The 554-nt window shown below is 66.8% G+C and carries 1 protein-coding gene; it reads right to left on the bottom strand.

Annotation, left to right across the window (positions count from 1 at the left end; genetic code table 11):
- The coding region (locus tag NPS47_RS25335) for a VENN motif pre-toxin domain-containing protein (protein WP_274297440.1) at positions 1-554 on the bottom strand (554 nt) is incomplete at both ends.

The following is a 554-nucleotide window of genomic DNA, read 5'->3' on the forward strand; positions in this document are numbered from 1 at the left end:
TCAACCCGCCTGAAAGTCCGGCCGCCAGCGTCGACAGCGCCGAAACCGTCTGCTTTTGCTCCTCGCTCAGGGCATTGCTATCGCTCGTACCGTACAGCTGCTGGGTGATCAGACGCGCCACCAGCTCGCCCCCGGCGGCACCGGCGGCACCCGCAGCGGCCGAGTTGCCCTGGGCCTGGGCGACCACGGCGCCCAGCACGGCGTGAGCCATGACATTGAGGGCGGCGTTGTCGCCCGTGGACTTTTTGATGAGCTGCGCCAGATACGGTGCCGAGGCCCCAGCCAACGCCGAGCCGATATCGCCACCGGCCAGCCCCTGCAAGGCAGCCGTCACCGCTTGGGTGACACGTTGGTAATCACCACTGGTGCCGTATTTGCCCATGATCCGCTGGTAGGCGTCGGTGGCAACCAGTTGCTCCTGGTAGGCCTGAACAGCTTCCGGGCTGGCGCCTTCACTCGGGGCCTTCACACCCCGCGCGTCAAGTTCGGCGCGCGCCTCTTTGTTGGCCTTGAGCTGGCCTTCGGTGCGGACGATGTCCGACACCTGGGTACCG

The organism is Pseudomonas putida (genome assembly GCF_028682475.1).
In the GTDB taxonomy this organism is placed as follows: domain Bacteria; phylum Pseudomonadota; class Gammaproteobacteria; order Pseudomonadales; family Pseudomonadaceae; genus Aquipseudomonas; species Aquipseudomonas putida_AG.